Consider the following 24127-nt stretch of genomic DNA (forward strand, 5'->3'; position numbering starts at 1 on the left):
GGTAAATTGCAATATATTCACGTATAACAGCGATAATTTCACGGATAAAATTATTTATGTAAAGTTCGACAAAGCGCACTATGTATCTCCTGAATCCTTCATACCGAATCAACACTCAAATGACTCAATATCCCCTCATTAACGGTACAAAAAAAACACCACCCTCTGCAAACCACGAGAACAGTGCCCAATCTACCTACTCTTCTATTTCTTTCTCAATCCATTTACCTGTTTCCGTTACGTCCCAATAATCACTAGCTTTATAGTCGTTCAACGACATATCGAGATCGTGAAAAATGCGGTGAACGCCTTTTAATGGCTCTACACTCTCAGAACTCATACTTTTCTCAATCTTGCTAAGCGCATTCTCAACATCTGCCTTTAGTGGACCCGCAACATAGGGCAGAATTTTATTTCGTATATCAATTTCAATATCTTTTAATACCGGTGTATGTGTGTCTATGTTGTATTTCGACCATTTATCATAGCCGAGCTCACCGTTCCAAAATTCATGAATCACATTGATTCGTCTTTGGATCTCGGTTTTTGGAACTTCTATGGTCGGCTTGAAGAGAGCGGTACCGCTTGATTTTTCTGCCTCCGTTAATTCCTCATCAGACGGTGCATCTACACTCGCCGCAGAATTAGGACCAAACAGTGAATAATATCCCCATGTGCCAAGGCCGCCGATGATGAAGAAGCTGAGAACGAGGGTGAGAATGATCGTTTTGCTTTTTTCACTTCGCTGCTTATTTTGCTGCAGCTGCGCTTTTTGTACTTGCCCAGCGTTATCTGTCCTGTCTAGATCTGTGTTTTCCATTCAGAACCTCCCCCATCCATCTTTATATTATTTTACCAAAATTTAGTGCGTCAGTCTCTATGAAAGTGTCAAATTTTTCACATATATAGGAAGTTTCTTTACGATGAATGCTACAATTCCGATGAAAAGATTTGGGATTTCTTGTGGCTCGTTTCACAAACTGGTAGAATAGAAGTGGTATATAATTTTCGAGAACAGGGAGCGTTATTCGGATGATTAGCATTTTGAAAAAGATTTTTCCAAGTTCCAATGACCGAACGTTGAATAGATACGAGAGAATTGCGGAAAAAGTGGAAACGTTAGCTGAAGAGTTTAAGGCTTTAAATGATGAAGCTTTGGCGAACAAAACGGCTGAGTTCAAGAGCCGTATCGAAAAAGGGGAATCTCTGGATGACCTTCTCCCTGAAGCGTTTGCGACTGTGCGTGAAGCGTCAGCTCGTGTATTAAACATGCGTCATTATCCTGTACAGATTATGGGTGCGGTTGCGCTTCATGAAGGTAACATTGCAGAGATGAAAACCGGTGAAGGTAAAACGTTAGTTGCGACAATGCCTATTTATTTGAACGCACTAGATGGCAAAGGTACTCACGTTGTTACAGTCAATGAATATTTGGCTCGTCGTGACTCTGAGATCATGGCGCCGCTATACAATTTCTTAGGTTTAAGTGTTGGATTGAACGTATCTGACCTCTCAAAGGAAGAGAAACGTGATGCGTATGCAGCAGATATCACATATGGTACGAACAATGAGTTCGGCTTCGATTATCTGCGTGACAACATGGTTGTTTATAAAGAGCAGATGGTTCAGCGCCGTAACTATGCGATCGTCGATGAGGTTGACTCCATTTTAATTGATGAAGCGCGTACACCGCTCATCATTTCAGGTTCTGCCCAAAAATCAACGCAACTTTATCAGATGGCTAACATGTTCGTGCGTCAGCTGAAAAAAGAAACAGATTATACAGTAGATGAAAAGACGAAGAACGTTCAGCTTTCTGAAGAAGGTATCAACAGAGCGGAGCAGATGTTCTCGATCGATAACTTATATGATTATCAGCACGTAACACTGAATCACCATATTAACCAAGCGTTAAAAGCGAACATCATCATGCAGCGTGATGTGGATTATGTCGTTCAAGACGGCGAGATCGTTATCGTTGACCCATTCACGGGACGTTTGATGGCTGGTCGTCGTTACAGCGATGGACTTCACCAAGCGATCGAAGCGAAGGAAGGTTTGGAGATTCAGCGTGAGAGCATGACACTCGCGACGATTACGTTCCAAAACTACTTCCGTATGTACAATAAGCTTGCTGGTATGACGGGTACGGCGAAAACGGAAGAAGAAGAATTCCGCAACATCTACAACATGGATGTTATCTGTATTCCGACGAACCGTCCGATCGCGCGTGATGACAGAGCAGATCTTATTTATAAAACGATGCAAGGCAAGTTCAAAGCGATTGCTGCTGAAATCGAAGAGCGTCATAAAACAGGACAGCCGATCCTTGTGGGTACGGTTGCCGTTGAAACCTCTGAACTACTTTCACAGCTTTTAACGAAGCGTAAGATCAAGCATAACGTGTTGAACGCGAAAAACCATGAGCGTGAAGCGGAGATCATCGAAAATGCGGGTCAGCTTGGCATGGTTACGATCGCAACGAACATGGCTGGTCGTGGTACGGATATCAAGCTTGGTGAAGGAGTTCTTGAAGTTGGCGGACTGCACATCCTAGGTACTGAGCGTCACGAATCACGCCGTATCGATAACCAGTTGCGTGGTCGTGCGGGTCGTCAAGGAGACCCGGGTTCATCTCGTTTCTACATCTCGATGGAAGATGAATTGATGCGTCGATTCGGTTCTGACAACTTAATGACGATGATGGAGCGTCTTGGCATGGATGAAGAGACGCCGATCGAATCTAAAATGGTTACAAAAGCCGTTGAATCTGCACAAAAACGTGTAGAGGGATCGAACTTTGATGCTCGTAAACAGCTTTTACAATATGACGATGTTATGCGCCAACAGCGTGAGATCATCTATGCACAGCGTCAAGAAGTGCTAGATGCTGAGAACTTAAGTGATATCGTTCTTCGCATGATCGATTCTACACTTGAGCGAATCGTGACGGTTCATACACCAGAAGCGGAAGTTCAAGAAGAGTGGAACACGAAAGAGATCACGGATTATGTGAATGCAGTTATGTTCACAGAGCCGACGTTTACAGAAAAAGATCTATTCGGTCTTGATCGTGAAGAGATCATCGAGAAGATTCAAGCGAAAGTACATGCAGCGTTTGCTGAAAAAGAAACACAGCTTCCTGCTGAACAGATCGCTGAGTTCGAAAAAGCAGTAATCTTACGTTCAGTTGACAGCAAGTGGATGGATCACATCGACCAGATGGAACAGCTTCGTCAAGGTATTCACCTGCGTGCGTATGGTCAGAACGATCCGTTGCGTGAATACCAGTTTGAAGGCTTCGAGATGTTTGAAGCGATGGTTGCTGCAATCGAAGAGGAAGTTACAACTTATATCTTAAAATCGCAGATCGAGCAAAACATGCAGCGTGAACAAGTGGCTGAAGGGAAAGCCGTTGTTCCGAGCGATAAACAAGATACAGCGAAAAAGAAGAAACCGGTTCGTAAAGCACAAGACATCAAGCGTAATGATCCTTGTCCATGCGGAAGCGGAAAGAAATACAAGCAATGTCACGGAGCTGAACAAGAATAGAAAGTTGCGTGAGAGAAGAGAGTCTTTTTATAGGCTCTCTTTGCGCTTGTAAGCAGACGTGAAAAAGGGTTAATTTTAACAGCGTTCGCATATTTTAAAGATGGAACAATTATAAGATGAGGTGCAAAGACTATGGATTTAGTAGAAGTAAAACAGGAATTAAACGTTATTGAAAAACGTATCAACGACTTTAGGGGGTCTCTTTGACCTCGATACGAAGAAAGTACGTATCGCAGAACTAGATGAAGAGATGAGTGCACCAACTTTTTGGGATGATCAAAACGCCGCACAAGTCGTGATTAATGAAGCGAACGGATTAAAAGAACAAGTGAACGAGTTTGAAGAACTTGCTTCCGCTTATGAAGATCTAGAGATCGCACACGAGCTTGTAAAAGAAGAAGCGGATGAAGATCTTCAGAAAGAACTTGTAAAAGATCTGAAATCCTTAATCACGAAGCTGAATGATTTTGAGCTTCAGCTTTTATTGAACGAACCGTATGATAAAAACAACGCGATTTTAGAACTTCACCCAGGTGCGGGTGGTACAGAGTCTCAAGACTGGGCGTCCATGCTGCTTCGTATGTACACGCGTTATGCAGAGCGCCAAGGGTATAAAGTAGAAACGCTCGATTACTTGCCAGGTGATGAAGCAGGGGTGAAATCTGTAACACTGAGCATTAAAGGACATAATGCTTATGGCTATTTGAAGGCCGAAAAAGGGGTTCACCGTCTTGTTCGTATTTCACCGTTCGATTCATCAGGCCGTCGTCACACGTCATTCGTTTCGTGTGAAGTGATGCCTGAGATCACCGATGATACAGAGATCGAGATCCGTACAGAGGACCTTAAGATCGATACGTATCGTGCGTCAGGAGCAGGTGGTCAGCACGTTAACACGACTGACTCTGCAGTTCGTATGACACATATTCCAACGAACACAGTCGTTTCGTGTCAAACGGAACGTTCGCAGATCAAGAACCGTGAACGCGCGATGAAGATGATGATGGCGAAGCTGGTGCAGCGTCGTTTGGAAGAGCAGCAGGCACAGTTGAATGAAATTCGTGGTGAGCAAAAAGAGATCGGATGGGGGAGTCAGATTCGCTCTTATGTTTTCCATCCTTATAGTCTTGTGAAGGATCACCGGACGAATACTGAGGTTGGTAATGTGCAGTCTGTGATGGATGGCGAGATCACGCCGTTTATTGATTCTTATTTGCGTTCTAAGTTGTAAAAAACCATTTTGATTAGGCTTCGATGTTTAAAAGAGTTGATCTGCGCTCCAGGTGCTTCGCTTTCCGCGGGGCAGGCGGTGAGCCACTTGCCGCTTTGCGCCTTTAAGTGTCTCACCTGACCGCTTGTCCCGCAGGAGTCTGCGCACCTTCCGCTCCGTTCAACTTGTCGAGGGTGCTAAACAAAAAACTTTAAGTTACAAGCAAGCTTCAAATAACAAGCTAACAAAAACACAAACTAAAATAATGATACAAAAACAAAACTTCCGGGCTATTTGCTTCCGGAAGTTTTTTTATCGTATGTGTGTGAGATCTCCCTCTTGTACGAGCTCGATCTTTCTATGTTGTCCATCTGTTACAATCTCCACGTTTCCATTGTCATAAATCCAAACGACTTGATACTCCTGGCCGTTATAAATGACGAAACTCCCCACTTCTATTCGCATGGCTTCACTCCTAATAAAGCTCTCTAGTTAATTATACCTATCTAAATCGGAATGTATATTGGGAAAAAACATGGACATCTGTCTTCTTTAGTATAAAGGAAATTGCCCTATTTTCCCAACTTATATTTTCTATAACAGAAATCTTCACCTGTTAAAAGGTTTGATGAGGTAATTATCAATTCCTTCTGACTCTATCGTTAGCCATATTCATTTTATGTCGGCAAACATCGTAACTTTATAAAAAACAAAAAATTCTTAAACGTTTGTTTAAATCCTCTACATAGTGGCTTAACATTTCGACAGTATTCTTATAGATGCAACATCAATTTTATAGGTCTAGGGGGAAATGACATGGAAAAGAAGCCATTGGATAGAAGAACCTTTTTAACATATTTGGGTACAGGCGCAACGGCACTTGCTGCAGCTACGACAGGATTAGGAGCTTTATCAGATACAGCTAACGCTCAATCAGATAGCTTGATGCGCATGAAACCTCGTAAAAAAGGATTTAAGTTTCACCCGATCGCACCAACGGACAAAGATGATCTTGTTCTTCCAAAAGGATATAAATATGAAGTGATTGCATCTTATGGTGATGTAATTAATAAAAAAGGTGACACGTTCGGATTCAACAATGATTTTACGATGTATTTTCCAATCGACAAATCCAGTGAACATGGTTTGCTATGGGTAAATCATGAGTACACGAATCCATTATATGTAGAAGGCGAAAAAGTAAACGACAAGTATACTTCTGCTCAGATTGAAAAGATGCTTTACAATCAAGGCGGTTCTATTATTGAAGTGAAAGTGAAGAACGGCAAGTGGGTAATGGATAAAAATTCGATTTACGCACGACGTGTAACAGGACTAACGCCTTTCGCACTAACTGGCCCGGCAAAAGGTACGGCAGCAGTAAACGGTGCAACTACGGCACAAGGAACGTTTGCAAACTGTTCTGGCGGACGTACACCATGGAACACCGTATTATCGTGTGAAGAAAATTTCGAAGATACTTCAAAAGCAGCTAATCTCGATCAAACGCATTATGGTTGGGTGATCGAAGTAGATCCTTTTAATCCGAACTTTAAAGTAAGAAAGCACACGGCTCTTGGACGCTTCAACCATGAGAATGCAAGCGTTGGAATCTCGAACGACGGACGAGTCGTTGTTTATATGGGGGATGACAAAAAGGATGCTTGTGTGTACAAGTTTGTGAGTAAAGGCAAGTACGCTCCTGCTAAAGGAAAAGACAACAGCAAGCTTTTAGAAGAAGGAACACTTTATGCCGCAGATCTTGCAAACGGCAAATGGCTTCCTTTAACGATCGAAGCTGTTCGTGAAAAAGCAGCAGGGAAAGCTGAGCTTTTAGAAAAGTTCCAAACACAAGGTGATGTAGTGGTTAACGCACATGATGCTGCAATCCTTCTAGGTGCGACACCGACAGATCGTCCAGAGGATGTGGAAATTTCACCACTTGATGGTACAGTATTCATCGCACACACGAATAACGACAAACACGGCAACATTCATGGCCACATCACACGCTTTTTTGAAAAAGACGAAGATCACGGTGCAGAGAGCTTTGAATTTGAGATCTTTGCAGCAGGCGGTCGTCAAAGTGGATTCAGTGCACCTGACAACCTAACGTTCGATTCAAACGCAAACCTATGGACTGTGACGGACATTTCATCAAGCAAGCTGAATTCTGGTGCGTGGACAAGCTTTGGTAACAACGGCATGTTCATGATACCTACGATCGGCCGTGACAAAGGAGAGGCGTTCCAGTTTGCATCTGCTCCAAAAGAAGCAGAGTTAACAGGACCATCTTTCACACCGAACGAAAAAACATTGTTCCTAAGTGTGCAGCACCCTGGTGAAGAAACGAAAGATAAAGCAAATCCAACAAGCACGTGGCCGCAAGTACGAGGTGGAAACACACCGCGTCCATCTGTTGTAGCCATTACTGGTTTCAAGTTTTAATTTTTTGAGACAAGAAGGTAACAAATGATCACCAAAATTTGAGGAGGCGATCTACATGGGTTTCACAAACATCGGAGTACCAGGACTGATCTTGATCTTAATCATTGCGCTTATCATTTTCGGGCCATCTAAACTGCCAGAGATCGGACGAGCATTCGGAAGCACGCTTCGCGAGTTCAAGAACTCAGCGAAAGACCTCATGTCTTCTGATGAAAAAGAAGAAAAGCCGCAGTCAAAATAAAGAAAAATGGAAGATGCGGGCGCGGTTAGAGTCCGCATCTTTTTTCTTCATACCAGTAGCGATTTTATACTCGTGGATTGGGAGCCGGAACTTGTGGATTGGGAGTCAAAACTTGTGGATTGTACACCTAAACTCGTGGATTGAAGGCCCAAACTTCTGGATTGAACACCCAAACTCGTGGATTGAAGGCCAAAACTTTTGGATTGAACTCCAAAGCACATGAATCTAAAGTTCAAACACGGCACAACAAAACCAAAATGAACCGCTATTAATAGAAAGGAGGCTGTATGATGATGAAAGCTGAAGAGATGTACTTCGTTGAACACCTTGGTGAGCTAAGAAAACGGATCATTATCACGCTCGCCGTATTCATAACGGTACTTTCCGTTTCTTTTTTCTACGTTCAGCCGATTTATGACTGGCTGATTCGAGATCTTGATCAGCAGCTTGCTGTTCTTGGACCAAGCGAGATTTTATGGGTGTATTTTATGATATCCGGTGTCATCGCGATCGCGTTCACCATTCCGGTTGCCGCGCATCAAACGTGGATGTTCATCAAACCGGCACTGAGTAAAAGAGAGCAGAAAGTCACACTGTCTTACATTCCAGCACTATTTTTCTTATTTGTACTCGGTTTAGCGTTCGGTTATTTTATCGTTTATCCTATGGTGCTAAATTTCTTGTTGAGCTTATCGGAAGGGCATTTCCAAACATTCTTCACCTCAGAAAAATACTTTAAGTTCATGATGAATCTGACACTTCCGTTCGGCTTTTTGTTTGAGATTCCGTTAGTGGTTATGTTCCTAACGTCGCTTGGTATCTTAAATCCACACGTGCTAACAAAAGCTAGAAAAGTCTCGTATTTCGGACTTGTTGTCGTTGCTGTCTTGATCACACCGCCAGACTTAGTATCAGATTTCCTAGTCGTCATTCCATTACTTGTCCTCTATGAGATCAGCATCATGTTGTCACGCGTGATCTATAAGAAGAAGCTCGCGAAAGAACAGCTCGCCATGGAAGAAGAAAACAAGGTCGTTCAGATGAGACGCCCTTCATAAAAGACAAAAAGGAAGCCCGCTATGGCTTCCTTTCTTTATGTACTTTTTAAACAAACTGATTCGTACGTCGGTTCTTGTCCGCAATGTACTTGGCATATTCATTTGCACGTCCAGCATCGCCATTTTTATTATAAAAATCAAACAGAATGATCTCATAGTGTTCAGCAGGTAAGACATAACCTAGCTTTTTAAGATGTGGATACAATTCTGTTTCGAGGTAGTGATAATATTCGTCGTCTTGCTTTTTCAATCGATAGATATGCATTTGAAAGAAGTGAACAAAGGTTGTGCTTCTGTTCTCTCTTGCTGTTTTCAACCCTTTTTCGGCAAGTTTAAGTATGTTTGTGGCAGGTTCTTTTCCTAAAAGAGTTGCGGCGTTCACATACCCTTCGAGAGAGCCTAAGTAGTTAGAAGTGCTAGGATCTTTTAACTGCATCGATTCTTTGTAGTACTGACACGCATCTTCAAAATGGCCATGAAGGATCGAATGATAGCCAAAGTTGTGAAGAAGAAGCGCTTTTTGTTTTTCCAAGCCGAAGTTCTCGCACATCTCGATCAGTTCTATATATTTTTCGTTCTGAGGTCCACTAGTTGGCTCTTGTTCGATTTGAATGAGCATGAGCATTTCGGTTTCAATCACTCGAGCGTAGCAGTGCGATTTTTCAAAAAAACTAAGTGCTTTGCTAGCGTAATAATAGGATAGCACACGTGAATTGGTAGAGTGATACGCGACAGCCATATGATAATAATATTCCGGGTTGTTGTAGTAGGTAGGGTCTACCTGTTTCAAGAGATCGATCGCTTCGTAGTAATCATGTTTCATTTGAAGTCCGTAGATTCCTTTAATATGCACAAGCATACTCTGTTCACGATGTGAGAGTTCAGTCCACTTTTCCATCTCTTGAAGAAGGGTTTCTGTCTTTTTTCTTTGTTCGGTAAGTATGTAATAGCGTGTTAACAAAAGGGTGTGAGTGCGATAAAAATCTGGAATCTGCAACAAAGGAATCTGTTCGAGTTGCTTTTTGATAGTTTCTGTTTTGACATCCAGCTTCATGATGATTGCTTCTTCCCACTTTCTTAAGAGAAGTTCCACGTTTCTGTACAAATTCATCTCATTTTGAATATCGATCTGTAGTCGGTCCGCTAAAAACTGGATCGTTTCGTCGGAAACCTCAGTCAGTCCTCGCTCGATCTTACTCACATGTGTCCCTGAACAAATTCCGTCTCCAAGCTCTTTTTGTGTCATATTTTTAAGCTCACGATAGAATTTTATGATTTTTCCTTCAAGCATGAGATGACCCCCTATCTGTATTAAGAAATTCTCTACTTTTTCTATTCTACTAAAGAAAACCCCAAATCAGTTAGACGTTTTTTAAGTCTATTTCCCTATTTCTCACTTCATTTCAGAGTGAAAATTCATTAAGTACTGTGTTGATATAGGTAACGAGTCATATGGAAAACCCCGATAGCGGCAAGGCGTTCTTGCACTTACAATTACATTTGAATCTACAAAAAATTCAAAAAATAGAAAGGAGGATACAACTCTTATTGTTTTGCTAGGAAAACTTCACATCTAAGAGATTCATATATAAATAATGGCTTGAAAAACATTAATCACAAAGAAAGCAGGGAAACAATGAAAAAGATATCTTTTATTAAAAAATCTACTGCTCTTACATTAGCTGCAGGATTGCTGTTATCGCCAAACACAACGATGTTCACACAGCAAACAAGTGCGGCTCCTTTTAAAGCCGAGGATATTCTAGCCTCTCTTACCGCTAAACAAAGAGAAGCTTTAAAACAGCTAGAACTGACAGATGTCGAAGGTCTGCAAGGCTTTAAGAAAGAAGAACTGCAGAACGAAAGAGAAATCTCTGTAATCGTTCAATTCCAATCAAAACCTGGACAAGCTGCAGTGATAGACGCTCAGTTAAAAGGTAAAAAGATCTCACGCCAACAAGCTGACAGCAAAGTAGATCAAGAGCATACTCAATTTAAGAAGGATGTTGAGAAACTCATTCCATCTGTCGCACCAATGACAAAAAAATCAACGCACAGAATTACGTCCACATACAAAACCGTATATAACGGTGTAGCGATGAAACTGCCTGCCAATCAGGTAGAAGCACTCCTACAATCAGAAGCTGTTAAGGCGATTTATAAAGATGTAACGTTTAAAGTGGATCCGATCGCGATGGGCGAAGAAAAAGCTCTGAATAGCAACAGTGCGGGAACATCAGTTGAGAGCATTCCTTACTTGAAAATTGATCAGCTACATAACGAGGGCATCACAGGTGAGGGTGTTAAGGTAGGAATCTTAGACACAGGTATCGACTACAATCATCCAGACTTAAAGGAAGTGTATAAAGGCGGATATGATTTTGTTGATAATGACAGCGATCCGATGGAAACGACGTATAAAAACTGGCAAGACTCTAAAAAACCAGAGTTTAACGGCAACGCGTATTACACGTCGCATGGGACACATGTTGCTGGTACGATCGCTGGTCAAGGAAAGAACCCGAATGTATCCGTTCAAGGTGTAGCGCCAGATGCTGATATCTATGCGTATCGTGTGTTAGGACCTTACGGGACAGGCTCTTCTGAAGGCATTATCGCAGGCATCGAGAAAGCTGTTAATGACGGAATGGACGTGATCAACCTTTCGTTAGGGGCGGGTATCAACGATCCGTATTATCCGACGAGTACAGCGATCAACTATGCGGTTCTTAATGACGTGACAGCAGTTGTCTCAGCTGGAAATTCAGGTCCAAACGCATACACACTTGGTTCTCCTGGTGCTTCTGCATTAGCACTTACGATTGGAGCGAGTGACGTACCGATGACAGTCGCTTCTTTTACAGGATCAGTGGGCAGTGAGAGTGGACTTCAACTCACTGGACTCGCTCGTCATTATGCTGATCGATTGAACGAACTGTCAGGTAAGTCATACGATCTTGTTGACGTGGGTCTAGGTAAGAATACTGATTACACAAGTAAAGATGTAAAAGGAAAGATTGCTCTCATCGCTCGCGGTGAAACGACTTTGAACGAAAAAGTGACACTCGCTAAACAAAACGGTGCGGTTGCAGTACTTCTATATAACAACGTAGATGGAGTTATCGAAGCGAACCTAGGGGAGTCTACAACATTTATTCCATCGTTCTCCTTAACAAAAGCAGCAGGTGAAAAGATTAAGACTCAGATCTCTGCAGGTAAATCCAGTTTTACGTTCGGAAAGTATGCTGAGATTCAAACAGAAGGCGATCGCTTAGCCGCTTTCAGTTCGAGAGGTCCTGCAAGACAGACGTACGATATGAAGCCAGAGGTTACAGCACCTGGAGTTGCCGTTCTTTCTACGGTTCCGTCCTATATGGTGAACCCAGCGAACCAAGCAAACTATGATTACGCTTATTCTCGATATTCAGGTACATCGATGGCCGCTCCTCATACTGCAGGTATCGCAGCTCTGATGCTCGATGCTAATCCTGACTTAGAACCTGAAGATGTTAAAACCATCTTAATGAACACAGCTGATCCGCTCAATGGAGATTATTCAGTATTTGAAGTAGGCGCAGGACGTGTTGATCCTTATCAAGCGGTGTACAGTGGTACGAGTTTTCAAGTAAACGATGAAACGTTAATTCCTAGTTCCACAAATCTTGTAAAAATTAAAGAACGTACAGGTGGAATCGCGTACGGAAGTCATTATGCCGGCAAAAAGCTGTCATTAAAGAAGTCCATTACAGTTGAGAACAATGAAAAAGTGAAAAAGACGTTCAAAGTGGAAGTAGAAGAAACAAAAGGATCGCCAAGCTTGAAGAAGAACGGAATCGAGATCTCTATTCCAGACGAAATCAAGATTGCAGGAGACGATTTTAAAAAGGTATCAGCGGGGATTGAAGTTCCGAAAAAAGCAAAAGAGGGCATTTACGAAGGGTACATCACGCTGACGAATCAATCGAAAGCAGCTGAACACTACCGAATTCCATTCAGTGTTCGTATTACGGAAGAAGGCTATAACAAGTTAGAGCTTGCATCTCCTGCTATTGCTCCAAACTATTTGAACCAAGGAGGATTCTTTGGGTATCGCGCTATCTACACAGGAATGGAATTTAACTTTAAAGCGCCGATGGAAAAGATGGAAGTGGTTCTCCAAGACGGAGAGACAGGCAAAGATCTAGGATATATCGGAACCCTGAATTTAAGTGGACGTAACGAGAACCAATCGTATTACGTGTTAAACGCATTTAACGGCATGTACTACAAATTTACTGGTGATGAAACAGAGCCGATCGATTCTGAGATCTCTTACGCACCAGCAGGTCACTATAAACTTAAATTCATTTCTACCACAGCTACTGGGAAACAAATTATTGAAAATCGCCACGTTTTCATTGATATTGAAGCACCAACATTTGAAAGCTCGCTTGACGGAGAATCACCGTTTTTAGAATACAAACCAGGTCAAGCAACCTATCCATTCAATATTAAAATTAACGATCCACTTGTAGACAAGATGAAAGAAGTTGGCCTAAACGTAGATCAATCTTCAAACAAGATGGTCTACTATTGGAACTCCGCTTTTCCGTCAACTGCAATATCAATGGACAAAGAAGGACAGTTCGTTGAAGAGATTGCGATGAATGAAAAAGTTGAGGCACTCAATTTCCGCATGGATGGGTTCGATATGGCTGGAAATCAAGCGATGCAGAAAAATTACTATTTTGTTAAAGAAGGTACAGCCGTTTCCTACACGAAGAGTACGGAAGCTGTTTTGAAAACGGGAGATACGGTAAAAGCAACCCTTTCGTTAGACAACTTAACGAATCTTACGAAAGCAGAATGGAACTTAAACAATAACAGTTATGGAGCAGTTTCATTAGTCGATGCTAAACTAAGTGATTCCTTTAAAGATAAAGGCTCTATTGATGTAAAAGATGGCATTATCACGGTTCAATTCAATGAAGGAAGCGGTGTTTTAGATCATGCTGATCTTGTTGAAGTAACGCTAAAAGTAAGTGATGCGTATTACGCGACTCGAGCAGGCGTGCTACCGGTTGTAAAAGTAACGAATAACAATGCAACGACAACTACAGTCCTTCAAGCTCCTTTCGCTTGGTTAGTGAAGCCGCAATTCTCTACAGCCAATGGTTACATCACACCACAAGGATTCAAGAACGATGAAGGAACCGTAACAGAAAAACGTGATTGGACAAAAGTAGGTGGTTCTGTTCAAATTATTGATGCAGACGGGAACGCACATAATCCATCTACACGCATAGCGGACAATGGGCAGTATAAATACGATAAGCTACCTTTACAAAAAGAAGCATTCACGGTCGAGATGAAAGTACCAGGACACTTTTTGACCAAAGGTAAAGTCTTTATTGGATTTGAACACAAAGGAGAGTTATATGGTCAAAGCCGCTTTATCACCGCGCTCGATGTGAAAGCGGGAGATGTGAACCAAGATAACGTGATCGACATTTATGATGCAATTGAGATTCAAAACGCGTGGGGAACAGCGAAACGAGATGCTGATATTAATTTCGACGGAAAGGTGGATGCAAAAGATATGAAACATGTACAAACCAATTATCTCCTGCAAAATCAACATGTTGACGATACACCATCACCTAGAAAGAAATACAAAGGAAAAACGTTAGAAACGATTTTAGTAGAATTAGGCATCCAGCAATAACTGATAGTGGAACAACCTTTAAGGAGAAGCAACTTCCTTAGAGGTTGTTTTTTTAATGAGATCATCAAGATGATAGATGCGGGATTTTCGATTGCCTGTGAAGGGGAGGTTCAGCGACTGGAGCAGGTAGTAGGCTTGGTCATTAGTTGAAAGATTCAAAAATTGTTTGCATGACTTGTTAGAGATTGTATTAGAAATAAGGAGAGCATAATCTATTAATGCTGCCATTTGAGCTTTATTGTAGTAACTTTTACAAGTGAAACAATACCAAGATCTTTTTACTCGTTGTAAAATTTCAGTCTCGCAACTAGGGCAAAATACTCCTCGTAGTAAGTCACTTTTATCGATTTGAAATTTGCTACATACGTCGGGTTCTTCAGGTGTGTGTTGTTTGATTAGATACTTAATTAGTCTCTTCATTTCGTTTGGTTGCAGTATTGCCTTTGAATTCTTATTGTTTAACTCTTCAAATTTAGACATGAGACCTGAGCTTCTGATTACTTTTGAGCGAGCTTCCTTATAAGTAGGCGAAAATTCTGTTATTGCTTTCGGGTTAGTCATAACTACGAGTGATTCAATTGGTAAGCTTGTAATTTTTAGCTTTTGTAAAAGTGACATTAAGTGAAAAGACTGCCTTTTTACTTGTTCCACCGGATTATCAAAGGCTTCTCGCTGATTGTTTAGTGTTCGAATCATCGGATCGTATGAACTTTCAAAATACAAGTGTCCAGCAATATTCTTACTCTCAATAATAAGAAGGAAGTTTGGTGTAATAATAAGTGTGTCCATTTGAAAAAAGAAATCTTGGTGTGAAATCCTAATTCCGTGAACGAAATTAAGGTTGTTTTGTGGCAAGTATCGATAAAAATAGTCCATGGATTGCTCTCCCCGATAACCAGATTCATATCTTCTGAGAGCATCTTGAATTTCTTCTTTTTTTGACTCTGAGAGTGGCATTCTCTTCAAAAGTGATTTCAATTTATAAATGATAATAGGCTTAGAACGATTTTTTTTAATCAAATGCAAGCACCCCAACTGTTTTTTCCATTATTGAAGATGTTAGAGAAGTCTTGCAAATACCGAAAAATAATTACGAGGTAATCACTATTAATTACGAGGTAAATGGAAATATATCCGTAGTTAAAAGCCATAATTCCGTACATAAAATATTTTATCCGATTTTCGACACTTTTTGACAAAGTATTACTCTAACAAGTAAGTGTGCACCTACAGCACATTAATCATCTCTTACAAGCAATCAACCGCACTTCACCCCGTCACCGCGGCACTAAGGTCTCATTTACAAGGGTATACTGTGATTGGTATACTTTTTCTCGGTTTAAAGAAATTCCTTATGAAAGTTTGAGGGTTAAAGACAGCAATGATGATGGCTATGCGAAAACGACGAGGGATACTTCACCCGACCGTTGAACTCATTTTAGAATATGTATATGTTGTGATTGGATCAGGACTTGTGGCACTCGCATTCTCGGTATTCCTTCTGCCGAATCAGATCGCCTCTGGTGGTGTGAGTGGGATATCGACGATTTTATACGGACTCTTTCAATGGAAACCTTCTATTGTACAGTGGAGTTTAAACATTCCGCTCTTCTTTGCGGGATTATTTTTCCTCGGACGCCGATTCGGTGCAAAAACGCTTGTTGGAACCGTCGTGCTTCCGTTCTTTGTCTTTATTTTTGAAAGCTGGGGAGCGGCGACAGAAGATCCATTGCTTGGCGCGATTTTTGGTGGACTTGGAATCGGAGCTGGTCTTGGGATCGTGTTTCGCGGAAAAGCTTCTACAGGGGGCGTTGATCTCCTCGCGCAGATCGTCCATAAATATACGGGTGCTTCACTCGGATCGATTATCCTTCTCATAGACGGCACGATTGTTACGTCGTCTGCTCTATTTTTCGGGATTGAACAGGCTCTGTATGCACTTATCGCGATGTTCATTACGGCAAAAACGATTGATGTCGTACAGATCGGGCTAGGGACGACAAAGATGGCTTTGATTATTTCAGATAAAGAAGATGAGCTCCGCCAAGGCATACTGACTCACATTTATCGAGGTGTTACGAAGATCAATGCGTTCGGTGGTTACACGCAAGATGAACGACCGATGTTGATGGTCGTAGTTGCTCAATATGAAGTAACAAAATTGAAACAATACGTAAAAGGTGTGGATCCAGATGCTTTCGTAATCGTTGTAAATGCGAACGAAGTATTGGGAGAAGGCTTTAAACGCGGATAATCTTTTAAAATCGCAACCAGTTGGGACTTATCTCAACTGGTTTCTTTTATTCACTAGTACTTTTCGCACAAAGGTGCCCTTTTTACTAGAATTAACGAATAACCAAATGAAAAACTCCACTAATACCAGGCCAAAAGACCCGAAATCCCACGGCGATGGTCGGTTTTATCGCCTTCGTGTCGAAAAGTCTCCCTGCAGGTTTTTATGATATATGAAGGATTTCAGCGAATCATGTCGTATTTTAAGTACTATGGAATCTTGAAAACATGACCATGGTCCCTTGTTTGAGGGAAGATGAAACACAACTGTAATAAAATTGTCAGTGCAAGATGTTATAATAGTTATTGCGGAAAAAAACTGACATATATCGCGTATTTGTCGAAAGACCTTTATATAGAACTTGTTGATTGATCAGGGAAATATTTTTTGGGGTAGTAAGGAAGTGATTTTGTTTGATAGAAATGGTTGATGTATGGAAAACATACCCGAACGGTGTTATGGCACTTAACGGGATTGACGTCTACATAGAAAAAGGTGAATTTGTTTATGTAGTCGGACCAAGTGGAGCAGGTAAATCCACGTTTATAAAATGTATGTATCGTGAAGAGAAACCTACACAAGGTTCAATTATCATTAATGGAACAAACCTTGCAAAAGTAAAAGAAAGACAGATTCCTAAAGTACGAAGAAAGATTGGAGTTATCTTCCAAGACTTTAAACTGTTGCCGCGTTTAACGGTATACGAAAACGTAGCTTTTGCACTTGAAGTTATTGAAGAATCTCCAAAAGTGATAAGAGAACGTGTTATGGAAGTTCTTGATCTTGTAAAACTAAAAAACAAAGCGCGCATGTTCCCAGACGAGTTATCAGGTGGAGAGCAACAGCGTGTATCCATCGCACGTTCGATCGTGAACCATCCTCCAGTTGTTATCGCGGATGAGCCGACAGGTAACCTTGATCCAGAAACAGCGTGGGAGATCATGGACATCTTTAAAGAGATCAACGCTCGTGGAACGACAGTTGTTATGGCAACTCATAATAAGGAAATCGTAAATACAATCACAAAGCGCGTAATTGCCATCGAAGGCGGCCGAATTGTACGTGATGAGGCGAAGGGGGATTACGGCTATGAAGATTAGAACATTAAAACGTCATTTTGTAGAAGCATTCAAGAGCATGGGAAGAAACGGCTGGATGTCCTTTGCTTCCATCTCTGCCGTAACGGTAACATTGCTATTAGTAAGTGTGTTCTTGGCAATCCTCTTGAACATTAACTATATTGCAAGTCAGATTGAAGACGATGTACAGATCAGAGCTTATATCGAACGAACGGAAAAGCCTGAAAGATACGATGCTTATAAACAAGAGCTTGAAAAGCTTGGTAAGGTAAAAACGGTAGAGTATCAATCTAAAGAAGAAGGTCTTGATGAACTGATTGAAAGTCTAGGAGATGAAGGAGAAGCCTTCTCATCTCTTAAGAATGAAAATCCATTGCGAGATGCGTTCATCATCTATACAGAAAAGCCGCAAGATACGGCTGCTGTAGCAAAAGAAGTTGAGAAATTTAAATTTGTAAACAAAGTTGAGTACGGACAAGGGACTGTCGAGAAACTCTTTAAAGTGACTGATGTTGCCCGCAACGTTGGAATTGTCCTCGTATTAGGACTTGTTTTCACAGCGATGTTCCTCATCTCAAATACTATAAAATTAACAATTGTAACACGACGACGCGAGATTGAAATTATGAAACTCGTTGGTGCGACGAATGGATTTATCCGCTGGCCGTTCTTCATTGAAGGTTTTGCATTAGGTGTTGCGGGTGCTATACTACCAATCGTTGTCATCACAGTTGGCTATCAAGCTATTTTCGATATCGTTAATCAAAAATTAGGAACAGTATTTATTGAGCTATTGCCAGTAACACCACTTATTCCGCAGCTAGCGCTGTTGATGATTCTAATCGGTGGAGTGATCGGCGTTTGGGGAAGCTTAACGTCTGTTCGTAAGTTCTTGAAGATTTAAGTAAAGATAGCAGAAATAAAGAGATCCAAGAAAAACGAAACAATTAATAGGGGTTAGGGAGGAAAACGAATGAAAAGGAAAGTGGTTGGTACAGTGCTTTCACTAAGTTTAGCACTGGGCGCCTTTACTATGTATCACTCTGAATCCGTCGTTCACGCGGAATCTTTATCAAGCATCAAGAAAAAACAACAAGAAAATGCAAAGAAAGCGGAGGCTGCAAAATCAAAGCTGGACAAGAATAAAAGCAGCCAAGCAGCGATTGAAGCGGAAGTAGCAAGAATCGATAAGCTTTCTTCTGAAACAGACCTGAAAGTACAAGCCAAACAAACAGATATTAAAGAAACAAAAGAAGAGATCGACGTGTTAAAAGGCGAGATCGCCGTTGTTCAAAAACGAATCGATAAGCGCGATGCTTTATTAAAAGAACGAGTTAACTCTATGTATGAATCTGGCGGAGCTGTTTCTTACTTAGAAGTAGTTCTTGGTTCAAAAGATTTTGGTGATTTTCTTGACCGCGTTCTAGCATTGAACATGATTGCAGAACAAGATCGTCAGCTCCTAGAAGAACAAAAGAAAGATAAAGAGCTTCTAGAGAAAAAGATGGCAGACGTTGAGAAAAAACTAGTTAACCTACAAAACGCAATGAAAGAATTACAAGTACTGCAAAAGCAATTAAAAGCGCAAATGGATGAGAAAACTCGTCTGATGGCTTCTCTTAAAAAAGAAGAAGACTCGTTGCATGCTGAAGCACACAAGATTGAAAACGAAGGTGCACTTCTAAAATCTCAAGAAGATGCGTTCCGTGCTGAACAAGCACGTGCAGCTGCACGTGAAAAAGCAGCTCGTGAATCATCGTCTTCAGGTGGATCAGCTCCTTCCATGGGACCTGTTTCAGGTAACGGTATGATCATCAAACCTGCTGCTGGAAGAATTTCTTCTGGATTTGGTAACAGAAGCAGCGGTATGCATGAAGGAATCGACATCGCTCAAGGTGGAACGGTTCCGATCTATGCAGCTGCAGATGGAACAGTTATCCGTTCTGAGTACTCATCTTCATATGGAAACGTTGTATACATCTCTCACTCGATCGGTGGGCAGCAATGGACAACGGTTTACGCTCACATGAGCAGCCGCGCTGTATCAGGCGGTTCTGTATCAAAAGGACAGTTCCTAGGCAACATGGGGGACACTGGACATTCATTTGGTCAGCATTTACACTTTGAACTTCACAAAGGACCTTGGAATGCAGGAAAAACAAATGCTGTAAATCCTGCGGCTTACTGGTAAAATAAACACATAAAGTAAACAAGCTATTCATATAGTGAAGTAGGAGACAGGCTGTTGCCTAAAGACTCTTACAATGGAAGGCATCGCACTTTGCAGGGTGTGATGCCTTTTCCTGCAAAAACGAGGTGAGCAGAATGAACGTAAATAAAAAAATGTTGGCCCTGCTGATTGTTCTTTCCTTGCTTGTTGGTGCCGGTGGCATGTATGGTTCGATGGCACTGTTTGGAAACGATTCGAAGTATGTTCAGAACGGTGAAGTAAACGATCTGCCGAAGACCGCAACGAAAGTCGACAACGACGAAGAGTTTGCGAAGCTTCAGAAGACGTATGAGATCATCTCTTCTCGTTATGTAGAAGATGTTGATCGTGACAAACTCCTTGAAGGTGCCATTCAAGGAATGGTCAAAACGTTAAAAGATCCATATTCCGTTTATATGGATGAAGAGACAGCAAGTCAGTTTACACAGTCACTCGATTCTTCTTTTGAAGGAATTGGGGCAGAAGTAAGTATGGTAGACGGTAAAGTAACGATCGTCGCACCGTTCAAAGATTCACCTGCGGAAAAAGCAGGACTAAAACCAAACGATCAAATCATCACGATCGATGGTAAAAGCGTTGAAGGGCTAGATCTGTATAAAGCGGTATTAAAAATCCGCGGTGAAAAAGGATCTATCGTAACACTTGGTGTAAAACGAACAGGTGTAAACGATGTAATGCCGGTTAAAGTAACACGTGATGAGATTCCGATCGAGACCGTTTACTCTGATATTGAAGAAGTAAAAGGTAAGAAAATCGGTGTACTTGAAATCACATCTTTCTCAGAAAAAACCGGAGCTGATTTCAAGAAACAGCTAACAGAGCTAGAAAAAGAAAAGATTGATGGTCTAGTTATTGACGTTCGTGGTAATCCTGGAGGCTATCTAGAAGCAGTTGACAGCATCCTACGTCAGATTATTCCTGAGAAAAAGCCATTCGTTCAGATCGAAGACCGCAAAGGAAACAAAGAACGTTATGTTTCTACGTTAAAAGAAAAGAAAGATTATCCGATTATCGGTTTGATCGACAAAGGCAGTGCATCAGCGTCTGAAATTTTAGCTGCTGCCTTAAAAGAAGCTGGAAACTATGATCTTGTTGGTGAGAAGTCGTTCGGTAAAGGTACCGTTCAGCAATCAATCGATCTTGGTGATGGATCGAACATCAAGCTAACGCTGTTTAAGTGGCTAACACCGGATGGAAACTGGATTCACAAAAAAGGGGTAAAGCCTACTTTTGAAGTGAAGCAGCCAGACTACTTCTACACAAACCCGATTACGGTAGAGAAAAAAGCGTTAGAGTTTGATATGAACAACGAGCAAGTGAAGAACGCTCAAGTAATGTTGAACGGGTTAGGGTTCCAAACGGGAAGAGAAGATGGCTATTTTGATGAAAAAACGCAAGCTGCGGTAACCGCATTCCAGCGTGCGAACGACTTGCCAGCAACAGGGAAAGTAGATACGAAGACAGCTGGTAAGATGGAGTCAAAAGTGATCGATTCAATCCGTGATGACAAGAACGATGTTCAGCGTAAAACGGCAATTGAATTGCTTGCAAAATAAGGGATTATGGCAGGAAAAAACAACTGAAACACGAATACTATCCGTAGAGGAAATTATTCTCTACGGGTATTTTTTTTGGTGAAGCTTTGATGTATTAAAAGCCTCTTGTGAGAGGTTGATTTGCGCTCCAGGTTGCTCGCTTTCCGCGGGGCAGGCGGTGAGCCACTTGCCGCTTCGCGCCATTAAGTGTCTCACCTGACCGCTTGTCCCGCAGGAGTCTCGCACCTTGCGCTCCAATCAACTATTCAGAGAAGCTAACAAACTAAAAAATTCATAATAATTTTAGGGTTTTTCAAATGGGGAAATAATTTAAAAGATAAAATCCTTTGTCAGGTTTAAAGGGGTAGTCAAAATGCAGTCATTGAATGTTGGAGATGTATTGTTTCAGCTCTTTTCGTTACTTGTGCTATTCGCCATCATCGTTGGAGTGGGGTTATTAGTGAAGCGGGCTGTGAGTACGGATAGAAGATTGAAACGTATTGAAGAAAAAGTGGATGAATTGAAAGATGAGAAAGGAAGAGACCGCACATGACAGACACCTTTGTGAAAGAATTACTTCAGGGCATGCTGCTGCTTTTTTTACACCCGCTTTTTTATGGTTTTATTCTAGTTGCTTTTTTAATAGGATTAAAACGTGTGAAACGAGAGAGAAAAGAATTTAAAGTTCGCGTGCACCCTGTTATTGATAATTTAATATTTTCATTGCTGCCAGGCATTCTGATTGGACTCATCGGTTCTGTAATCTTTGTGGCAGCTGGTATTACATTGCCGCTTGGTATGATTGCTTTGATCGGAGTCGTCTATCTTGCTTTAGGGTTAACGTTTAAAACAAGGTTTATGAATCCTGCATACGCGGTAAGTTTATCGGCAGTCGTTGGGCTTTTGCTTCCGAAATTTCAGCTTGGCATTTCTTTTGTAGATCAATGGATTGTGGATGTTCAAAAAACGCCGCTTGATTCATTAGCGGTCATTATTGGTGTTCTTTTGATACAAGAAGGAATACTGGTCATCTGGAAAGGTGCAGATCGCACGTCTCCTCGATTGTTCAAAGGAAAACGAGGACATTATATCGGGGCACATGAAGCTACGAGATTTTGGATTGTTCCACAGTTTTTAGTTCTTCCTGTAGGCTCCATTCCTGTATTAGATTGGTGGCCGCTGTTTCCGATGGGCGCAGTAGGATTCTCATTCTTCCTCGTACCATTTGCCATTGGATATCGCCAGCTGGTTACACATACACTGCCAGAAGAAGCGATTAAACATCTAGGAAGACAAGTTCTGATTTTAGGATTTATCGTAACTGGTATTGCAGCAGTAGGTCATTTTTATAATTTACCGCTTTTGATAGCAATAGCTATAGCGGCTGGTCTTGCTGGGCGCGAGCTCATCACACTCGTTACGAGCCAACGTGATGATACGAGGCCATCTCATTTTGTACCAAGAGATCAGGGAGTTATGATTCTTTCAGTCGTGCCAGGGACACCTGCTGCAAAGATGGGATTAAAGATTGGCGAAGTCATTGTGAAGGTAAATGGAGTAACACTTTCACACGAATCAAGTTTGTACCGAGCACTTCAAATTAACGCAGCTTACTGTAAACTTGAAGTTCTTAATTTAAATGGTGAGATTCGATTCGTTCAAGGATCACTCTATCAAAATGAGCATCATCAACTTGGTGTACTGCTAGTACATGATGTAGTGGATCGGAATGCAGCTGTAGGGGATTAATGTAATTTTTCATAATTAACCGGAATCTGTTCAAAATTCTCCGGAATGATTATTCACAATTTATCGGAATCGCATAAATTTTATTAAAAAGGCTCATTCAATACGAGTCTTTTTTTTTATTCAACAAACGGGCCAGATTGTGGAGTAAAACAAGTTGTTTTTTACATTTATTTTCCTTGTTATTTGTTATAATTATTGGATAAATAAGGAATGGAAAGAGTGAGAGACATGAGTGTACAAACTTATTTAGGAAATTTGGCTTCAAAACTTAATTTGAAGGAAGAGGAAAAGGACAAAGTAATAAAATCAATTTCCACTCTAGCAACTAGACTAGATCTATATTTTTATAATGACCTTAAAGAACATTTCAAATTTGGTTCTTACACAAGAGGTACTATATTGCCAAGAAAGGCAGATTTATATTCCGATGTTGATTATATGGTTGTATTTGAGAATCCAAACAATTACAAACCACAAACTCTTCTGAATCATTTAAAGAACTTTGTAAACAGTTACTATAAAAGCTCAGAAATTTATCAGTCTCATCCTACCATTGTACTTGATTTAAATCACATTAAATTTGAGTTAGTTCCAGCAAAAAAAGATTACTTTGGAGAACTTTATATACCTTCAAAATCATCTCCATTTGAAGAGTGGATTAAGACAGACCCAAACGCATTTAATCAAAAATTAACTGATAAGAATAAGACAAACTATTATGAGATTAAGCCGCTAGTTCGTCTGTTAAAATACTGGAACAGATTGAATGGTAGTTACCGTTCATCATATATGCTTGAAAACTGGATTGTCGAAAACTACTATTGGGATTGTACGAATATCAAAGATTATGTGTTTAGTGCTATAGAGAAAATGGAATATAGCTATTTTGATACTCAGGGTTACAAAAACAAAGTAGATAGAGCCAAAAAAATTGTTGCCGATACAAAAGAGTATGAGCGACAAAATATGCCTTATACAGCAGAAACTGAGATAAAAAAGTTATTTCCTGATTTCTAAGGAGATGAGAC

Annotated in this window: 18 protein-coding genes; 14 read left to right on the forward strand and 4 right to left on the reverse strand. The window is 41.0% G+C overall.

Going from position 1 to position 24127, the window contains the following annotated elements:
- Positions 1-196: 196 nt before the first annotated feature.
- Positions 197-820 carry a hypothetical protein gene (locus FS458_RS03540; protein WP_144697893.1) on the reverse strand — a complete coding sequence of 208 codons (624 nt, stop codon included), beginning with the start codon at positions 818-820 and terminating at the stop codon, positions 197-199.
- Between the two features lie 212 nt (positions 821-1032).
- Between FS458_RS03540 and secA the strand changes: the two genes are divergently transcribed.
- Together secA and prfB are read left to right on the forward strand one after the other, a co-directional pair.
- Positions 1033-3552 carry a preprotein translocase subunit SecA gene (secA, locus tag FS458_RS03545; protein WP_144697895.1) on the forward strand — a complete coding sequence of 840 codons (2520 nt, stop codon included), beginning with the start codon at positions 1033-1035 and terminating at the stop codon, positions 3550-3552.
- Between the two features lie 132 nt (positions 3553-3684).
- Positions 3685-4783, forward strand: a protein-coding gene (prfB, locus tag FS458_RS03550; RefSeq protein ID WP_260858322.1) for a peptide chain release factor 2 whose coding sequence is annotated in 2 segments (ribosomal slippage) — positions 3685-3747 and positions 3749-4783 — 1098 coding nt in all. Because the reading frame shifts where the segments join, the coding sequence is not laid out codon by codon here.
- Between the two features lie 291 nt (positions 4784-5074).
- Here the strand turns inward: prfB and FS458_RS20540 are convergent.
- Complete coding sequence (locus FS458_RS20540) at positions 5075-5227, reverse strand: hypothetical protein (protein WP_186320433.1); 153 nt, start codon at positions 5225-5227, stop codon at positions 5075-5077.
- A 351-nt stretch (positions 5228-5578) separates the two neighbouring features.
- Between FS458_RS20540 and FS458_RS03560 the strand changes: the two genes are divergently transcribed.
- From FS458_RS03560 to tatC, 3 genes are all read left to right on the forward strand, one after another.
- On the forward strand, positions 5579-7210 hold the full coding sequence (locus FS458_RS03560) for a PhoX family protein (protein WP_144697899.1): 1632 nt from the start codon (positions 5579-5581) through the stop codon (positions 7208-7210).
- A gap of 55 nt (positions 7211-7265) precedes the next feature.
- Positions 7266-7451 (forward strand): twin-arginine translocase TatA/TatE family subunit, encoded by a 186-nt coding sequence (tatA, locus tag FS458_RS03565; RefSeq protein ID WP_066245439.1) that lies wholly within the window; start codon positions 7266-7268, stop codon positions 7449-7451.
- Positions 7452-7744: 293 nt separating this feature from the next.
- Positions 7745-8509 (forward strand): twin-arginine translocase subunit TatC, encoded by a 765-nt coding sequence (gene tatC / locus FS458_RS03570; protein ID WP_144703257.1) that lies wholly within the window; start codon positions 7745-7747, stop codon positions 8507-8509.
- A gap of 46 nt (positions 8510-8555) precedes the next feature.
- Here the strand turns inward: tatC and FS458_RS03575 are convergent, their stop codons facing one another.
- Positions 8556-9800, reverse strand: a complete 1245-nt coding sequence (locus FS458_RS03575; RefSeq protein WP_144697901.1) for a helix-turn-helix domain-containing protein — start codon at positions 9798-9800, stop codon at positions 8556-8558.
- A 345-nt stretch (positions 9801-10145) separates the two neighbouring features.
- Between FS458_RS03575 and FS458_RS03580 the strand changes: the two genes are divergently transcribed.
- On the forward strand, positions 10146-14213 hold the full coding sequence (locus tag FS458_RS03580; RefSeq protein WP_144697903.1) for a S8 family serine peptidase: 4068 nt from the start codon (positions 10146-10148) through the stop codon (positions 14211-14213).
- 18 nt (positions 14214-14231) lie between these two features.
- On the opposite strand, the gene FS458_RS03585 is transcribed toward FS458_RS03580, so the two are convergent.
- Positions 14232-15233: a nuclease-related domain-containing protein gene (locus FS458_RS03585; protein ID WP_144697905.1), complete on the reverse strand. Its 1002-nt coding sequence runs from the start codon at positions 15231-15233 to the stop codon at positions 14232-14234.
- Positions 15234-15606: 373 nt separating this feature from the next.
- On the opposite strand from FS458_RS03585, the gene FS458_RS03590 reads away from it, so the two are divergent.
- The 8 genes from FS458_RS03590 (at position 15607) to FS458_RS03625 (ending at position 24116) form a co-directional block, all read left to right on the forward strand.
- On the forward strand, positions 15607-16467 hold the full coding sequence (locus FS458_RS03590) for a YitT family protein (RefSeq protein WP_144697907.1): 861 nt from the start codon (positions 15607-15609) through the stop codon (positions 16465-16467).
- Positions 16468-16919: 452 nt separating this feature from the next.
- On the forward strand, positions 16920-17606 hold the full coding sequence (ftsE, locus tag FS458_RS03595) for a cell division ATP-binding protein FtsE (protein ID WP_066397909.1): 687 nt from the start codon (positions 16920-16922) through the stop codon (positions 17604-17606).
- Positions 17596-18489, forward strand: coding sequence for a permease-like cell division protein FtsX (gene ftsX / locus FS458_RS03600; RefSeq protein ID WP_137791962.1), 894 nt, complete (start codon positions 17596-17598; stop codon positions 18487-18489). The genes ftsE and ftsX overlap by 11 nt, the downstream gene beginning before the upstream one ends.
- A 69-nt stretch (positions 18490-18558) precedes the next feature.
- Positions 18559-19776, forward strand: coding sequence for a murein hydrolase activator EnvC family protein (locus FS458_RS03605; protein ID WP_144697909.1), 1218 nt, complete (start codon positions 18559-18561; stop codon positions 19774-19776).
- Between the two features lie 134 nt (positions 19777-19910).
- Positions 19911-21371, forward strand: a complete 1461-nt coding sequence (locus tag FS458_RS03610; RefSeq protein ID WP_144697911.1) for a S41 family peptidase — start codon at positions 19911-19913, stop codon at positions 21369-21371.
- 352 nt (positions 21372-21723) lie between these two features.
- Positions 21724-21903 (forward strand): hypothetical protein, encoded by a 180-nt coding sequence (locus FS458_RS03615; RefSeq protein WP_144697912.1) that lies wholly within the window; start codon positions 21724-21726, stop codon positions 21901-21903.
- A complete protein-coding gene (locus FS458_RS03620) occupies positions 21900-23099 on the forward strand; it encodes a PDZ domain-containing protein (RefSeq protein ID WP_144697915.1) in 1200 nt (399 codons plus the stop codon). Before FS458_RS03615 ends, FS458_RS03620 begins: the two co-directional genes overlap by 4 nt.
- Positions 23100-23327: 228 nt before the next feature.
- Positions 23328-24116, forward strand: a complete 789-nt coding sequence (locus FS458_RS03625) for an SMODS domain-containing nucleotidyltransferase (RefSeq protein WP_144697917.1) — start codon at positions 23328-23330, stop codon at positions 24114-24116.
- Positions 24117-24127 lie beyond the last annotated feature (11 nt).

Source organism: Fictibacillus phosphorivorans (genome assembly GCF_007673525.1).
Lineage (GTDB): Bacteria > Bacillota > Bacilli > Bacillales > Fictibacillaceae > Fictibacillus > Fictibacillus phosphorivorans_C.

Excerpts from the sequence above, each read along its gene's own strand:
- FS458_RS03540 (WP_144697893.1), bottom strand. The coding sequence starts at position 820 with ATGGAAAACACAGATCTAGACAGGACAGATAACGCTGGGCAAGTACAA.
- secA (WP_144697895.1), top strand. The coding sequence starts at position 1,033 with ATGATTAGCATTTTGAAAAAGATTTTTCCAAGTTCCAATGACCGAACG.
- FS458_RS20540 (WP_186320433.1), bottom strand. The coding sequence starts at position 5,227 with ATGCGAATAGAAGTGGGGAGTTTCGTCATTTATAACGGCCAGGAGTAT.
- FS458_RS03560 (WP_144697899.1), top strand. The coding sequence starts at position 5,579 with ATGGAAAAGAAGCCATTGGATAGAAGAACCTTTTTAACATATTTGGGT.
- tatA (WP_066245439.1), top strand. The coding sequence starts at position 7,266 with ATGGGTTTCACAAACATCGGAGTACCAGGACTGATCTTGATCTTAATC.
- tatC (WP_144703257.1), top strand. The coding sequence starts at position 7,745 with ATGAAAGCTGAAGAGATGTACTTCGTTGAACACCTTGGTGAGCTAAGA.
- FS458_RS03575 (WP_144697901.1), bottom strand. The coding sequence starts at position 9,800 with ATGCTTGAAGGAAAAATCATAAAATTCTATCGTGAGCTTAAAAATATG.
- FS458_RS03580 (WP_144697903.1), top strand. The coding sequence starts at position 10,146 with ATGAAAAAGATATCTTTTATTAAAAAATCTACTGCTCTTACATTAGCT.
- FS458_RS03590 (WP_144697907.1), top strand. The coding sequence starts at position 15,607 with ATGCGAAAACGACGAGGGATACTTCACCCGACCGTTGAACTCATTTTA.
- ftsX (WP_137791962.1), top strand. The coding sequence starts at position 17,596 with ATGAAGATTAGAACATTAAAACGTCATTTTGTAGAAGCATTCAAGAGC.
- FS458_RS03605 (WP_144697909.1), top strand. The coding sequence starts at position 18,559 with ATGAAAAGGAAAGTGGTTGGTACAGTGCTTTCACTAAGTTTAGCACTG.
- FS458_RS03610 (WP_144697911.1), top strand. The coding sequence starts at position 19,911 with ATGAACGTAAATAAAAAAATGTTGGCCCTGCTGATTGTTCTTTCCTTG.
- FS458_RS03615 (WP_144697912.1), top strand. The coding sequence starts at position 21,724 with ATGCAGTCATTGAATGTTGGAGATGTATTGTTTCAGCTCTTTTCGTTA.
- FS458_RS03620 (WP_144697915.1), top strand. The coding sequence starts at position 21,900 with ATGACAGACACCTTTGTGAAAGAATTACTTCAGGGCATGCTGCTGCTT.
- FS458_RS03625 (WP_144697917.1), top strand. The coding sequence starts at position 23,328 with ATGAGTGTACAAACTTATTTAGGAAATTTGGCTTCAAAACTTAATTTG.